This window comes from Trichocoleus sp. DQ-A3, assembly GCF_039961975.1.
In the GTDB taxonomy this organism is placed as follows: domain Bacteria; phylum Cyanobacteriota; class Cyanobacteriia; order Cyanobacteriales; family FACHB-T130; genus FACHB-T130.
Genome location: NZ_JAMPKC010000001.1, coordinates 120,403 through 133,461 on the forward strand (window position 1 = coordinate 120,403; position 13,059 = coordinate 133,461).

The 13,059-nt window shown below is 46.2% G+C and carries 14 protein-coding genes; 3 read left to right on the top strand and 11 right to left on the bottom strand.

Going from position 1 to position 13,059, the window contains the following annotated elements:
• Positions 1–25 precede the first annotated feature (25 nt).
• On the top strand, positions 26–904 hold the full coding sequence (locus NDI44_RS00505; protein ID WP_199304677.1) for a DUF6745 domain-containing protein: 879 nt from the start codon (positions 26–28) through the stop codon (positions 902–904).
• A gap of 34 nt (positions 905–938) precedes the next feature.
• On the opposite strand, the gene NDI44_RS00510 is transcribed toward NDI44_RS00505, so the two are convergent.
• The 7 genes from NDI44_RS00510 to NDI44_RS00540 form a co-directional block, all read right to left on the bottom strand.
• The gene (locus NDI44_RS00510; RefSeq protein WP_190410076.1) at positions 939–1,310 is read right to left on the bottom strand and encodes a signal peptidase I; all 372 of its coding nucleotides are present in this window, start codon (positions 1,308–1,310) and stop codon (positions 939–941) included.
• Positions 1,311–1,526: 216 nt separating this feature from the next.
• Positions 1,527–3,635: a M3 family metallopeptidase gene (locus NDI44_RS00515; protein WP_190410077.1), complete on the bottom strand. Its 2,109-nt coding sequence runs from the start codon at positions 3,633–3,635 to the stop codon at positions 1,527–1,529.
• 107 nt (positions 3,636–3,742) lie between these two features.
• On the bottom strand, positions 3,743–4,762 hold the full coding sequence (locus NDI44_RS00520) for an aldo/keto reductase (RefSeq protein WP_190410078.1): 1,020 nt from the start codon (positions 4,760–4,762) through the stop codon (positions 3,743–3,745).
• A 440-nt stretch (positions 4,763–5,202) separates the two neighbouring features.
• Positions 5,203–7,281, bottom strand: a complete 2,079-nt coding sequence (locus NDI44_RS00525; protein WP_190410079.1) for a leucine-rich repeat domain-containing protein — start codon at positions 7,279–7,281, stop codon at positions 5,203–5,205.
• Positions 7,282–7,340: 59 nt separating this feature from the next.
• Positions 7,341–7,676, bottom strand: a complete 336-nt coding sequence (petJ, locus tag NDI44_RS00530; RefSeq protein WP_190410080.1) for a cytochrome c6 PetJ — start codon at positions 7,674–7,676, stop codon at positions 7,341–7,343.
• Positions 7,677–7,728: 52 nt separating this feature from the next.
• On the bottom strand, positions 7,729–7,995 hold the full coding sequence (locus NDI44_RS00535) for a hypothetical protein (protein ID WP_190410081.1): 267 nt from the start codon (positions 7,993–7,995) through the stop codon (positions 7,729–7,731).
• Positions 7,996–8,106: 111 nt separating this feature from the next.
• Complete coding sequence (locus NDI44_RS00540) at positions 8,107–8,331, bottom strand: hypothetical protein (protein ID WP_190410082.1); 225 nt, start codon at positions 8,329–8,331, stop codon at positions 8,107–8,109.
• A gap of 124 nt (positions 8,332–8,455) precedes the next feature.
• Here NDI44_RS00540 and NDI44_RS00545 point away from each other — a divergent pair, with 124 nt between their 5' ends.
• Together NDI44_RS00545 and NDI44_RS00550 are read left to right on the top strand one after the other, a co-directional pair.
• Positions 8,456–9,907: an alpha/beta fold hydrolase gene (locus NDI44_RS00545; protein WP_190410083.1), complete on the top strand. Its 1,452-nt coding sequence runs from the start codon at positions 8,456–8,458 to the stop codon at positions 9,905–9,907.
• Positions 9,908–10,070: 163 nt separating this feature from the next.
• Positions 10,071–10,880, top strand: coding sequence for a histidine kinase (locus NDI44_RS00550; protein WP_190410084.1), 810 nt, complete (start codon positions 10,071–10,073; stop codon positions 10,878–10,880).
• A 154-nt stretch (positions 10,881–11,034) separates the two neighbouring features.
• On the opposite strand, the gene NDI44_RS00555 is transcribed toward NDI44_RS00550, so the two are convergent.
• From NDI44_RS00555 to NDI44_RS00570, 4 genes are all read right to left on the bottom strand, one after another.
• A complete protein-coding gene (locus tag NDI44_RS00555) occupies positions 11,035–11,226 on the bottom strand; it encodes a YqaE/Pmp3 family membrane protein (RefSeq protein WP_190410085.1) in 192 nt (63 codons plus the stop codon).
• A 213-nt stretch (positions 11,227–11,439) separates the two neighbouring features.
• A complete protein-coding gene (locus NDI44_RS00560; RefSeq protein WP_190410086.1) occupies positions 11,440–11,832 on the bottom strand; it encodes a phage holin family protein in 393 nt (130 codons plus the stop codon).
• A gap of 386 nt (positions 11,833–12,218) precedes the next feature.
• Entirely contained in the window at positions 12,219–12,497 is a 279-nt protein-coding gene (locus NDI44_RS00565; RefSeq protein WP_190410088.1) for a hypothetical protein, read from the bottom strand.
• A gap of 15 nt (positions 12,498–12,512) precedes the next feature.
• Positions 12,513–12,995, bottom strand: coding sequence for a VOC family protein (locus tag NDI44_RS00570; RefSeq protein WP_190410089.1), 483 nt, complete (start codon positions 12,993–12,995; stop codon positions 12,513–12,515).
• Positions 12,996–13,059 lie beyond the last annotated feature (64 nt).

Genomic DNA, 13,059 nt, shown 5'->3' on the forward strand with positions numbered 1-13,059 from the left:
GGGGTTACTAACGGAGGAACTTATAATGTTCTTCCAAATAATGGAGCAAGTGCGAAATCAACTATGGGAGGAAATAGAATTTAAAGAAAAGCAAATACAGAAGCTATGCGAGGAAATGTGGGTACAGCTTGATATACCAATACCAAATAATTTGGTGGATCGGTTAATACTACAGGATTTACTCATAGGAAGTGAAACGAATCATCAACTTGCAAATCGCATATCCCAGGAAACGGATAACCTTAGCCAACAGGAAAACCTACTGAATATTATCTTTGGTAATGATGATATATATATTGAACCCGCTCAATGGGTTAGTTCGGGCAGTTTGTATGACTTTTGCATTAACGTATTAAATTTTGAGTATAAGCAAAAAGAATGGGAAGCATTTCAGACAATAGCCAAGAATTGCGGTTGTATTTTCCCTTATGAGAAGATGGTAATTGTCTGCGATCGCCCTCGCATCCTCTCCCTGGACAACCAGCAGCGCCTCCACGCGGAAGGCGCACCCGCGATCCAGTTTGCAGACGGATACAGCCTCTACGTTTATCATGGGGTAAGATTACCTGAAAAATACGGCAAGCTACACCCAACACAGTGGGAAGCTAAATGGATAATAGAAGAAGATAACGCCGAACTACGGCGAGTGCTAATTCAGGGAATTGGCTACGATAGAATTGCCCAGGAATTAGGAGCAATTGAGTTAGATTCTTATCAAGAATACACTTTATTTAAAATTGATACTGATATTGATGTTGAGCCAATATCTTTGTTGAAGATGACTTGCCCAAGCACCGGATTTATTCATGTGTTGCGCGTACCACCTGAGATGATATCGGCACGGGAAGCGATCGCATGGGTGAATTGGGGAATTAATCCAGAAGAATTTTCTGTGCAAACATGAATTTTTTTGATGATTAACGCGATATAGAAAGCAATTAACTAACTGCTACACTATCTCCCAACTTCGAGGGCCAGCGGACAGTCAGAATGGTACAATCTGACTCGGCAGACCAAGAATGGGGCACGCCTGGAGACCAGAGAACGTAGTCGCCTTCACGAGATAATAAGACTTCTTGCTCTGGAAATTTAACGTGAAATCGTCCTTTAATCAGGATAGAAAGTGTCGTTGCTTCCTCATTCATTGCCCATTCGGATCTACCGTCTCCTGCTGGGTGAATCCCCCATTTCACTTCTAGGCTGGAAGTCGATCGAATGTCATCGATTGGGTTTATAAAATGACCGAGAAACCAACCAGAACGATTTGCACCTTCACTATGAGCATTCCCAACAACAACATTAGACGGCATTTGCGAATCCTTGCTTATATGCAAGTATTAATTTTATAAAACTCAGCAAAATTATCAAGTCGGATGACTAAGGGTTAACGCACAAGTGTTAAGGCACAAGTGTGAACGCACAAAGATTGTGCAAAATATTAGGGATTGTAGAGACGCAAAATTCTACGTCTCTACAGGATGGGATTTCTCTCTACTCCCGGCGAGATTTCCCGGCGAAATGATTCCTTAACGCGACGCCACGGCTAAGCCGCTGTGGCGCAGTAAAGGCTCGGTACTCGGTTCGCGTCCCCGGAAGGACTTGAACACTTCCATCGGGTGTAAGCTACCACCCAGCGCCAACACGGTGTCGCGGAAGCGCTTACCTGTAGAAGCTACAGCCGTCTCATCTTCTAAGCCAGCGTCTTCAAAAGCTGCAAAGGCATCAGCACTGAGAACTTCAGCCCACTTGTAGCTGTAATAACCCGCCGCATAGCCGCCAGCAAAGATATGTCCGAACCCGCATAAAAAGGAGTCTTCTGGCAGAGGGGACAAAATTGTTGTGGTTTTGGCAATGCGGTTCCGCACATCAGCCACAGTTTCATTGCCACCCGGTTGATAGCGATGGTGCAGTTCAATGTCAACTAAGCTAAAGTGCAATTGCCGCAGCGTGCCAGTACCGCTCATGTAGTTGCGTGCTGCCAAAAGCTTTTGGTAATAATGCTCTGGTAAGGTTTCCCCGGTTTCGTAGTGCTTCGCCATTCCCATCAAAGTGGGTCGGTCATAGCACCAGTTTTCCATGAACTGGCTGGGTAATTCTACCGCATCCCATTCCACATTGTTGATGCCTGCTGCACCCGGATAATCCACCTTGGTCAGCATATGCTGCAAGCCGTGACCGAATTCGTGGAATAAGGTTTCTACCTCGCCAAAGGTCATCAGACTGGGTTTGCCATCGACTGGGGGGGTTTGGTTGCAGACCAAATAGGCGACAGGTAAGCGTGTAGTGGGCGTGCCAGCTTCGATAATTTTGGCACGGACGAGGCACTCATCCATCCAGGCACCGCCGCGCTTTTCGGCTGGACGGCTGAAAGGATCTAAATAGAAGTATGCGATCGCATTACCTGTTTCATCGGCAATCTGGAAGTAACGCACATCCTCATTCCACACTGGGGCTTGACCATCAGCCGCCGTGACGGTAATTCCAAATAACCGCTTGACGAGGCTGAATAGCCCATCTAGCACTTGCGGTAAGGGGAAGTAAGGGCGTAACTCTTCTGCACTGAAGGCGAACTTTTCTTCTCGCTGGCGTTCCGACCAAAAGCTGATATCCCAGTGCTTCAAGTCGCTGCTTTCTGCGGCTCCTTTACTTGCAGCATACGCTTTTAATTCTTCTAATTCCTTTTTAGCCGCATCATAACTAGCGCCGCGCAGTTCATCTAGCAGCGCCTCAACTGCTTCAACGCTGGGAGCCATTTTTCGGGCTAAGCTTAACTCGGCAAAACTGTCAAAACCGAGTAGCTTTGCCTTTTCTTGGCGCAGTTCCAAAATGCGCTCAATGAGTGGGGTGTTATCTAACTCGCCACTTGATGCACGGCTGACATAGGCTTTATAAAGCTTTTCGCGCAAGTCCCGACGGGTGCTGTGCTGCAAGAAAGGGCCAAAGCTGGGAAAATCCAGGGTGATGCGCCAGGGGCCATTTTCAGGGGTGGCGTTTTCTTCGCCAGCAGCACGGGCAGTTTGAGCAGCTAGACTCACTAAACTGGGCGGTAAGCCGTCAACTTCGTCTTTGTTGGTGAGGGTCAAGCTAAACGCTTTAGTGGCGTCGAGGACGTGGTTAGAGAACTTGGTGGAAAGTTCTGCTAATTCGAGTTGAATAGCGTTGAAGCGATCGCGCTTTTCTCCTTCCAACCCAACGCCGGAAAGTTCAGCATCTTTAATCGCTGATTCGACAATCCGCTTTTGGGCTGATTCCAGGCTATCCCAAGCGTTGCTATTTTGCAGTGCCTTAAATGCTTCATACAGCGGCTTACTTTGGTTCAGCTGGTTGGAAAACTGCACCACTTTTGGCTGAACGGTTTCGTGAGCTTCGCGGATTTCGGGGCTATTCTTCACAGCCATCAAATGACCGACAATCCCCCAACTCCAGGTTAAGCGTTCTACCAGTTGTTGGAGGGGTTCGACTAAACCGCTCCAAGTCGGTTCTACCTGGGTTTCTAGGGTGGCAAGTTCCTGTTCTAGTTCAGCCAGTAGCTGCGTCATCGCCGGAACGACGTGTTCCGGCTTGATGGCATCAAATGGGGGCAGCCCTTTGCCGATGAGTAACGGGTTATCAGTAATAATGGCGTTTGCACTCATAGGTGATTTGTTTGTAAACGTATTTGGGCTGAATCGTCCTTGTTATCCGATCTTAAGAAAAAAATCAGCTACCCTTACAGGGTGGTTAACCGTAGCGAAGTTGCGGCTTATCGTCGGTACTCGTCGCCGCAGTCACCGATAAGCTGGTAGAGATCGCGCGATTGTTGAGCGATCGCATCAATTCGCCGATCATCCTCTGCATCCAGTATCAAATTAAACACCCTGGCATTGTCTTCAATATGTTCCGACACCCCTAACCGTGCGCCGACGATTGCACCCGCGACTGCTGGCTGCTCTAGAATATAACGCACCGCCACATTAGAGATATTTACCCCGTACTTCTGGGCAATCTCTTGGAGGACAGAAAGTAACTCTTGAAATAAATTCCAGCCACCCCACGCATCTACCATATTCTTGTATTTTCGCAAGCTAGCCGTCTTCAGTTCTCCTGCTCGCGGTTCTGGTTGTCCCAGGTACTTTTCTGACAGCAAGCCGCCGCAGAGTGTCCCGTAAGCAAAAAGCTGAATGTCATTCTCTTGACAAAATTGCACCATATTCACTAAAGGACGCTGGTCAATCAGAGAAAATTGCACCTGATTGGACACAATTTTGATACCTGCTTCGGTAATAATTTTCAGACGTTCTGTATCAAAATTTGTCAAAGCTAGATGCTTGATTTTTCCCTCCTCTTGGAGTTCCACCATGTACTTGAGCGCATCTAAGTAGTTTTTATCGCGATAATCCCACCAATGAAACTGCATCAAGTCTAAGGAATCAACTCCCATTCTTTTTAGGGAAATATTAATGTTATCTTCTACCAACTTGCGCGTCATTTTAGTGGGTCTTGGCACCCATTTTGTGAAAGCTTGCAAGTTAGACAGCGCCTCTTCACCACGACTTGCTACCAATTGCCTCCGGAACTCTCCAATAAAGTCCTCAGCGGGGCCATAATGGTCGGCTAAATCCCAAGTCGTGAAGCCTGCATCCATGTAATCAAACATATTTTGGATTGCGGCTTTTGAGTCAATTCTTCCATGTGCGCCTGACACTTGCCACATTCCATTGAGTATGCGGCAGATATTCAAATCTGGAGTAAATTGTAATCTACTTGATTCTGGTAAATTCATGTTGACGCTTTGTTATGTATAGATAAAATTATTGCCTATAGTGCCAGAAGTTGGATGCGATACACAAACTTAACCTCTCCCCAAACCGCTCTCCTACGAGGAGAGGGTCTTTCCCTCTTCCCTAGTCTACGGTGTATACACATCTTTCATTAATTGGCAAAACGTTAATTGATCCCCCTAAATCCCCCTTAAAAAGGGGGACTTTGACTTGATTGCCCCCCTTTTTAAGGGGGGTTGGGGGGATCAAAACGGGACTTGCAAGTTCAAGAAGACTTATGTATACACGGTAGTTTCCCTAGTAGGTAAAGGGCTAGGGGTTAGGTCTGTATTTTATTTAAGTAAGTAGCGCTAAAAATCAACCTTTTCAAAATTAAACCCCAAAGAAACGCAAGATAATTTATCAGTGTTTATCTGTGGTTAATTACTCTAAAACTTACTATTCAGGTTTGCACGGAAAATTCTTCTGGATCGATGTCCCAATTAATCCAGCGAATCGCTGCACGAGCCGATGTAATATCCGGCGGCACTCGCATAGCATGAATGAAACCAGTGCTAGGACAAGTCATTTTTATCAAGTGAATAGGCTCTTTTTGAGGAGCATCATCATCAAAAGCATTACGTTGAAAACCATCAATATCAGCATCAAGTTTTAGCAAAGTGTATTCTTGCCAGGAATCTAATTCAGTTGCTTGTAATTCTTGACAGATTCGTGCATAGCCAATTCCTTGAATTAATATTCGACGCAATTCAGCGTTGTCTTCTTCTAAAATCCATTGTGCCTGCCATTGATGGGGATGCAGTTTGCCATATTTTTCAGGCAACTTTACACCGTTATAATAATATCCCGTATGCCATCCATCAGCAAACTGAATCGCGGGTTCACCTTCGGCGTGGAGGCGGTTTTGGCTGTCGAGGGAGAGTTTAGTCGGGCGATCGCATACAATACAAACCTTCTCAAACGGGAAAATCCAGCCGCATTGCTCGAAAAGCTGGTTCAAGCATTCAAGTGCTTCCTGTGACTTCTGCTCCAGCACCCAACCGATAGAGACACAGTATTGGCTGATGCTGATAATCGCAACCAAATCTTCAGGGATAATGGCACTCAATGGTTGGTAATATTGCAACAAATGTTGTGTTAGGTTATTCTCGATCGTTCTTCCTAGTTGAAAGTTGATCTCTTGCTGCAAAGCTGTCCAGATTCCTAAACTCAGCGATTTCCTAGCTAATTGGGATAGTGACTGTGCGAGTGAAACTCCCAACTGCTGGTATTCGCGTAACCGCTCAACACCAGTAAGTGGACTACTGCAAAAAATGATTTCAGGTTCTTCTTGACCAATAACTGCGTAGGTTGATTTTATTGTTTCTGTGACTTTTTGACGATCGATCGGCTGTGTTAACAAAGCGTGCCACTTCTGTTGAAGCGATCGCAACAAACTTAGATTGGAAATTGGATTGGCTTGAAGATACAGTTCGGTGAGGTTGGTTAACCCAGATAGGCTACTCAAGTCAGTAATTTGATTGCCACCGAGATTCAGGCGGGTGAGGTTGGTTAACCCAGATAGGCTACTCAAGTCAGTAATTTGATTGTTACCTAGATACAGTTGGGTGAGGTTGATTAACCTAGAAAGCCCACTCAAGCCGGTAATTTGATTGCTACCGAGATTCAATTGGGTAAGGTTGGTTAACTCAGAAAGGGGACTTAAGTCGATAATTTGATTGTTATTTATATACAGTTGGGTAAGGTTGGTTAACTCAGAAAGGGGACTTAAGTCGGTAATTTGATTGTTGTAGAGATGCAGGTGGGTGAGGTTGGTTAACTCAGAAAGGGGACTTAAGTCGGTAATTTGATTGGTGTGGAGATGCAGGTGAGTGAGGTTGGTTAACCCAGAAAGCGCACTCAAGTCGGTAATTTGATTGGTGTGGAGATTCAGACGGGTGAGGTTGGTTAACCCAGAAAAGGGACTTAAGTCGGTAATTTGATTGTTATTTAGATGCAGGTGAGTGAGGTTGATTAACCTAGAGAGCGGACTCCAGTCGCTAATTTGATTGTTATTTGGATACAGGTAGATACCGTTGTAGAGATGCAGGTGAGTGAGGTTGGTTAACCCAGAAAGCGCACTCAAGTCTGTAATTTGATTAATGAGATACAGTTGAGTGAGGTTAGTTAACCTAGAAAGCCCACTTAAGTCGATAATTCGATTGTCATTTAGATACAGTTGGGTAAGGTTGATTAACCCAGAAAGCGCACTCAAGTCTGTAATTCGAGTGTTATAGAGATTCAATTGGGTAAGGTTGGTTAACCCAGAAAGCGGACTCAAGTCGGTAGTTTGATTGTTGTAGAGATGTAGCTCATTGCAGCTTGATAGTATCCGATTCGCTTGATTACAGTCAGAAGTGCCAGCTTTCTGCAACAACACCTCAACCGTATGCCTTGCTGCTGGATAGAGGCTATCTTTGTGCAAACACCAGTCAGCAAAGCTGTTAAAAATTGTGGTTTGCTTTGGCTGCGATCCGGACATAAAGCACCCTCAACAGTAATTTTTGGTTTTTTAGTCAGGTGTCAGTAACTAGCAACTTGTTAAGAACGCCAGTCTTTCTCAGCTTGTTCTAGAACGTAAGCGGAAACAGCTTGGATTTCTTGTTCGGTTAAGCGGTCTTTGTATGCCGACATGTTGTTTTTGCCATTGGCGACGATGGACGCGATCGCATCCACGTTATCCATGCCATTTCGTTTTAATGCCTTGAGTTTCAGATTCTTCCCGCGTCTGATAATATTGCCGCCGTTGAGATGACAACCTGCACATTGGACGCTAAAGATTTTGGCACCGTTAGCAGTATCTGCGGCTAAAGCTGAAACGCGAAAGGCAATTAGCACAGCGAATGTTAGAAGTAGGACGGTTAGTAGCTTCCTCAAGGGAATTTTCCTCGGTTTTTATTAAATTAATAACCAGTGACAATCCGCTATTTTATGAATCGGTGTCTTCTCCCTCAACTTCTTCGTCTTCTATCGCTTCCTGAAGAAATAAGCGTGCCAACCTGTTATAGGTGCCAGCGCCAACAAATTGAGGATAAGTGTGAGAACGGCTGTACACCCATACCAGTTCTTTTCCATCAAAAATGCGGATGTCTTGAAATAGACCTTTGCATTTCGGTTGCAGCGACTTAGCTGTATTTAATGCATCCGTCCATCTTTCAAATTCTTGGGAAAATTCACGGGCGATGACTTTAAACATAAGCTTGGGCTTCTTTCTTGACTTCCTAATTTGAAGCTTAAGCGGCGGGTGGGAATTGGGGGAATGATTCTGGACAATCGACCAAAAGCACCGATTTCAAAGTGCCTGATGTCAAAGTGCCTCAAAGGAAGCGGTGAATCCTTCAAGACTTAAACACTCGTCTTGGAAAGATTCCGCGTCTCCGACCTCTTCAACCTTGTATTCCATGAAGCGCTGACCATCTGGCGTTTTTTTGGAAGAGATACAAGTGCTTTGATACTTGTCTGCGATCGCTTTACAGGTAGTCCCATTGCGTTTCCAAGCATCGCCCGAACAGCGAATCGTTACCAGCCACATAACTTAAGTCTCCATTGATATTGGGGATGTTGCGATCGCGAAAACTCTGAGTTGCTCTGACGCAATCTGATGCATCATATCAAGGGTTATCACCCTAAGCCTAACTCCGGAGTTAAGGATTGATATGACTCGCAAGCGCTTATTTTCGTTAATTGTGGCGCTGTTGCTGATTGCACTTTCCTGGTGGGGGGTGGCGGCGGCGCGGACTGGATTGGTGACGCGAACATTCTCAGATAAAGGGTTGCCGATGCTGTACGTCGCACCACAGGGTTCTGAGAAAATACCCGGTGTCCTGGTGGCGCACGGCTATGCAGGTTCTAAGCAGTTAATGCTCGGCTACGCGCACGTTTTGGCGCACGCGGGGTATGCCGTGATGCTGTGGGATTTCGGCGGACATGGCGCGAATCCAGCACCCCTACAGCGCGATTCACTTCAGCAAGACCTGAATGTGGCTTATGCTGCCCTGTTGAAGCAACCAGAGGTCGATCCCAGCCGCTTGGCGCTGCTGGGGCACTCAATGGGGAGTGGTGCGGTGATGTCGGCGGGTATCCGCAATCCCGACCGCTTTGCGGCAACGGTTGCCGTCTCGCCAACGGGTGCGGGAGTGACGCCTTCTATCCCGCGCAATCTTCAGCTACAAGCCGGGAGTTGGGAAGGTGGATTTGTGACGAATGCCCAGCGGTTGCTGGCGGCGGCAGGAGGAGAAAACGATAACTTTGCTGGGGGAAGGGCGCGATCGCTCGTTATCATCCCAAACGCCGAACACATCACCATTCTCCTCCGCAATATCAGCCACCAAGCTGCCCGAACGTGGCTCGATGCTACCTTCAGAATTCAGAGTAGCAGTAACTATATTGACCGTCGGATGGCTTGGTATGCCTTGCATTTGTTGGCATGGTTGTTGTTGCTTTTCGCCATTGCCCCTGCTGTTGCTGACCCGGCGACTACACCTAAGGCAAAGGTGCATCCGCTCCAAAGCTTGCTAGGTTCGCTCTTAGCTTCCTTCCTTGCCAGCGCTTCACTCCTATTGCTGAGTCGTATGGGGGAAATTGACAGCTTGGGTGGCGTCCTCGTCGGCGGTGCAATCGGAATTTGGTTCTTTGTGGCAGGCATCGTCTGGCTGGGGATTCTCTTGCGCCTACAACGTCCTACACTCAGGGCGCTGGGGATAGGCTTAGGGCTGTTTGTACTGCTTTGGGTGGGTTTTGGGGCAATGGCACAGTCGGTGTGGCTGCAATGGTGGCTAATTCCAGCACGTCTGAAGCTTTGGCCTTTGCTGTCGTTGGCTTGCCTTCCTTGGTTTCTAGCGTCGGGAGTGGCGCAACAGGATGCTGGGGTACTCTCGCGGATGGCGTGGTGGTTGTGGCAAAGCGTGCTGCTAGTAGGCGGCTTTATTTTGGCGGTGTACTTGGTTCCGAAACTTGGTTTTATTTACCTGTTGCTGCCGCTATTTCCGCTAGCGATGGGTATTTTCTCCTTTGCTGGCAGCCAACTTAATAATGTGTGGAGTTACGCACTGGGGAGTGCGTTGTTTTTCGGTTGGGCGATCGCTGCTGCTTTCCCGCTCGCTAGTTAGCGAATACAGAATTAGAAGTTTTCTACCTAAAGGAAGTACCGATTTTGAAGCGATCGCGCCAAGATAGAAGAAGCGGATTATAACCTCTTTTTTGCTGGAAAGCTTGTACAAGTAGTTTAATTAAAGCTTCATCTAAATCAACTACTACAAACCGAGGAAGAAAATGCCTAATAATAAAATCAAAGAACAAATTACAACCGATCTCCATCAAGCTAAAGAAACAGGACAGCTCAGAGCAGAGCGGATTCGGGAAATTGTTCAATCTGCTGTCTCTCAGGTGGGTTCGGAGTTTAAGGAAGGTTCCACCGAACTTCGCTCAATTGTTAAAGATGCGGTTTCTGTGGTTCTGGAAAACTTGCAAGATAAAGGTGGCGAACTCAAAGAAGAAGTCACGGCTACGATTGAGGGAGCGGTTGAAGGCTTTAGCCATCTAAGACATCGAAATATTGCGAAAACGCAAGCAGAGGTTAAACAGCTACAAGCTCAACTGGACAACGAAGAAAATGAACTCCAGCAAGAGATTGATAAACTGCTAGTAGACATCGAAGAATCTGGTAAAGATACCTCGCCTTCTACCAAAACTGCTCTGGAGTCTGCGATTAATAATCTCAAAAACAGCGACGAGGTCGCATCGCTGAAAGAGCGTTATGCTCAACTGCAAGCTCAACTAGCGATTCTCCGAGCGAATTTAGCTGCACGTTACGGGGGACGCGCCGAGGACGTGAAAGGGTACCTGGACGAAGCGAAGCACTGGTACGACCGTTCTCGCCCTCAAGCTGAAATAATGGTTCAGCAGGTAGAACAAAAGCGATCGCAGGTTGAAGAAAAACTGGGTGATGCTGGGGTAGCGATCGCTAAGAAAGAACGTCAGGTACGTCAAATCTTGAGTGAGTTGTTACGAACAGCAGCAGATGCAATTCGCGAAAAAGAACCCGTGAGTAAATCAGGGACTCCTAAAGATTCTCACCATTAATTAAAACAGAACCAGCTAAGACTTAGCTGGTTCTGTTTTTTAAACTCAATTTTTAAACTTGCAGTAGGGTTTTAACACGCAACCAGCACTCAAGAAAGACTTCTACTCCCACCACTACCGCTACAAGGGATAGAAGCGTCTAACTAACCTTGGCTTAGTATACGTTTTCTCCTCCAGCCATTCTTTCTTCGTGCTTCACGATTACCCAAACTGCATGAATACTACCGGGAAGCCAACCCAGAACCGTAAGCAAAATGTTGATGAATAAAGTTGGGCCAACACCAACTGTCAGAAAAATGCCTAAAGGAGGCACGAGAAGACCAGCCAGAATCCGGAGTAATTTCATGAGACTACTTCAACTTTCTTATTTAAACTCTTATTAGTCTTATTCTCCTAAATCAAGTAATTGAAGACCTCCCCCTAACGAATTATCTTCGTTTGGATAGATGGTATACAAAACTGCATTCATCTTTCTAGCTTGCAAACTAAAAAAGGAGGAATAGCATCTAGCTTTCCTCCTTTTTTTAATCCCTATCAATTTTACTTCTCTGGATAGAGATTAACCTTGAGTTTTTAAGTCACTACTGCTGCCGGTTAGTACACCCGCATTTCTCTCAGCAAAATATTTGCTGATGAAAGTATTTGCAAAAGATAGAACGACGGGTGCCAACAGAAAAGCTAAAATCCCATGCATACTAAATCCGGGAACCAAAATTGAAGCCAACCAGAAACATATCCCGTTAACGACGAGCGAAAATGTTCCTAAGCTGACAAAGTTAAGCGGCATAGATAGTAAAGATAGAGTCGGCTTAACTCCAGCATTGACTAAGCCAATCGCTACAGCAGCAATTAAAGCAGCAGGAAATGTAGCAATATTAACACCTGGAACAAGTAAATCAACAATTAGTAGGCTAAGAGCTGTAGCTACCCAGGTAAAAAGCGTTCCCATCATGGTTTTTTTCCTTAAATTGACACAATAGAAAATTTTAAAGTCCTGATACTATGCTCAGGGATCGCCTAGCCTTCAACCTCCCTACGAAGGTAGATTTTTCTGGAAGCGATCGCCTGTTGCCTTGGTGTTTTAGTGTCTTGGTCGTTGATTACACACAAGATGTAGATAAGGTAGTTCCTCTCGCCAGGAGAAGGCAGTAAATCTCAATACAATCAGGACAACTTAAGCTAAGTGAAATTAGTGATGTATAGGATGGGTGAGCGATAGCGAAATCTATGCAGGGGTTGGGTTTCCCAATTCAAACACCACTTGCATGCGGGGGAACCCCCCGCACGCAAGTGGCTCCCCAACCTACGAACATCTTCAATTTAATTGCATCCGCTTACTTATTGTTGAGGTGCAGTTATGCTGACGTTATTCGTTGAGCTATCCAATACTATCCAGCCAGATTTCCCGTCTAAATTCTCTGAACTATTTGCCACTTTAAAATAGAGCTTCTCGCCGCCACGAGTTTCAACAGCAAAATCGGCTTTTTCCGCATAAACCACTTTAAATCCTCGGTCTCTCAGACAATACATCGCCCAAGCTTTCAGCGTGTGCTTGTGTGGTTCATATTGAATCGGAGGCTTGTTTAACGCCTCTTCCATCACCTTAATTAGCTGCACTGGTTGCACGCTCCACTAGATACTTTCCTTTTTAGTTTCTGCTGGATCGCAGCGAATTTCAATCAGGAATCCATCCGGGTCGTAAAAGTAAATGCCTCGTCCGGTGGGACGGCTGACAGGGCCGTGATCGATGGGCACTTGATTTTGTTTTAGCACCTCGACCGCCCGCTCGAACAACTGCGGGTCGATGTCAAAGGCGAGGTGATTGGCGCGGGTAAAAGCGCGATGCGGGTCATTGTCTGGGGGTGGCAAATCCGGCTCCCAAAACAAGTCGAGGACGGTACCATCGGGGGTGACGAAATTGGTAACTTTGCCTGATGCTACAAGCGATCGCAATGTGGTCGGCACTTCTTCACCCGTCAGTTCGTACAAACCCAGGATACCCCCGTAGAAGTGGCGGGAAGCTTGCAGATCGTGGACGTTTAAGGCAATGTGGTGGACTCGCCGCAGATCCCCTGCGGAAAGGGCAGTGTTGACGGATTGGGGGCTAGATAGCATGACAGAAAAGACTCCTTTCGTTACTTTCGATAGAAGCAAGACTTTTTTCTTTAAGTCTATTATT

Excerpts from the sequence above, each read along its gene's own strand:
- NDI44_RS00535 (WP_190410081.1), bottom strand. The coding sequence starts at position 7,995 with ATGTTTAAAGTCATCGCCCGTGAATTTTCCCAAGAATTTGAAAGATGG.
- NDI44_RS00525 (WP_190410079.1), bottom strand. The coding sequence starts at position 7,281 with ATGTCCGGATCGCAGCCAAAGCAAACCACAATTTTTAACAGCTTTGCT.
- NDI44_RS00540 (WP_190410082.1), bottom strand. The coding sequence starts at position 8,331 with ATGTGGCTGGTAACGATTCGCTGTTCGGGCGATGCTTGGAAACGCAAT.
- NDI44_RS00520 (WP_190410078.1), bottom strand. The coding sequence starts at position 4,762 with ATGAATTTACCAGAATCAAGTAGATTACAATTTACTCCAGATTTGAAT.
- NDI44_RS00510 (WP_190410076.1), bottom strand. The coding sequence starts at position 1,310 with ATGCCGTCTAATGTTGTTGTTGGGAATGCTCATAGTGAAGGTGCAAAT.
- NDI44_RS00555 (WP_190410085.1), bottom strand. The coding sequence starts at position 11,226 with ATGAAATTACTCCGGATTCTGGCTGGTCTTCTCGTGCCTCCTTTAGGC.
- NDI44_RS00515 (WP_190410077.1), bottom strand. The coding sequence starts at position 3,635 with ATGAGTGCAAACGCCATTATTACTGATAACCCGTTACTCATCGGCAAA.
- NDI44_RS00505 (WP_199304677.1), top strand. The coding sequence starts at position 26 with ATGTTCTTCCAAATAATGGAGCAAGTGCGAAATCAACTATGGGAGGAA.
- NDI44_RS00560 (WP_190410086.1), bottom strand. The coding sequence starts at position 11,832 with ATGATGGGAACGCTTTTTACCTGGGTAGCTACAGCTCTTAGCCTACTA.
- NDI44_RS00550 (WP_190410084.1), top strand. The coding sequence starts at position 10,071 with ATGCCTAATAATAAAATCAAAGAACAAATTACAACCGATCTCCATCAA.
- NDI44_RS00545 (WP_190410083.1), top strand. The coding sequence starts at position 8,456 with ATGACTCGCAAGCGCTTATTTTCGTTAATTGTGGCGCTGTTGCTGATT.
- NDI44_RS00570 (WP_190410089.1), bottom strand. The coding sequence starts at position 12,995 with ATGCTATCTAGCCCCCAATCCGTCAACACTGCCCTTTCCGCAGGGGAT.